The 1,085-nt window shown below is 62.8% G+C and carries 1 protein-coding gene; it reads left to right on the forward strand.

Annotation, left to right across the window (positions count from 1 at the left end; genetic code table 11):
- The coding region (gene ccoN, locus HV701_RS26595) for a cytochrome-c oxidase, cbb3-type subunit I (protein ID WP_175135979.1) at positions 1-1,085 on the forward strand (1,085 nt) is incomplete at both ends.

Consider the following 1,085-nt stretch of genomic DNA (forward strand, 5'->3'; position numbering starts at 1 on the left):
TCGCCGCGCAGCTGATTTGGCCTCAGTTGAATTTCGACACCGCCTGGCTCAGCTACGGCCGCCTGCGCCCGCTGCACACCAACGCGGTGATCTTCGCCTTCGGCGGCAGCGCCCTGTTCGCGACCTCGTACTACGTGGTCCAGCGCACCTGTCAGGCCCGCCTCTTCTGTGACCGGCTGGCCGCGTTCACCTTCTGGGGCTGGCAGGCGGTCATCGTGGCCGCCGCCATCACCCTGCCGCTGGGCTTCACCAGCAGCAAGGAATACGCCGAACTCGAATGGCCCATCGACATCCTGATCACGCTGGTCTGGGTGGCCTACGCCATCGTGTTCTTCGGCACCATCATCAAGCGCCGCGCCAAGCACATCTACGTGGCCAACTGGTTCTTCGGCTCGTACATCCTGACCATCGCCATCCTGCACATCTTCAACAACATCGAGATGCCGGTGACGCTGTGGAAGTCGTATTCGGCCTACGGCGGCGTGCAGGACGCCATGGTGCAGTGGTGGTACGGCCACAACGCAGTCGGCTTTTTCCTGACCACCAGCTTCCTGGGCATGATGTATTACTTCGTGCCCAAGCAGGCCGGCCGTCCGATCTACTCGTACCGCCTGTCCATCGTCCACTTCTGGGCGCTGGCCTTCACCTACATGTGGGCCGGGCCCCACCACCTGCTGTACACCTCGCTGCCCGACTGGACCCAGTCGCTGGGCATGACGTTCTCGCTGATCCTGCTGGCGCCGTCCTGGGGCGGCATGATCAACGGCATCATGACGCTGCAGGGCGCCTGGTACAAGCTGCGCACCGATCCGATCCTGAAGTTCATGGTGACGGCGCTGTCGTTCTACGGCATGTCCACGTTCGAAGGTTCGATGATGTCGATCCGCACCGTGAACGCGCTGTCGCACTACACCGACTGGACCATCGGCCACGTGCACTCGGGTGCGCTGGGCTGGGTCGCGATGATCTCGTTCGGCTCGCTCTACTACCTGATCCCGCGCCTGTATGGCCGCGAGAAGATGTACAGCGTCAAGGCCATCGAGCTGCACTTCTGGATCGCCACCATCGGCGTGGTGCTGTACATC

It is taken from the genome of Achromobacter pulmonis, assembly GCF_902859765.1.
GTDB lineage: Bacteria > Pseudomonadota > Gammaproteobacteria > Burkholderiales > Burkholderiaceae_B > Achromobacter > Achromobacter pulmonis.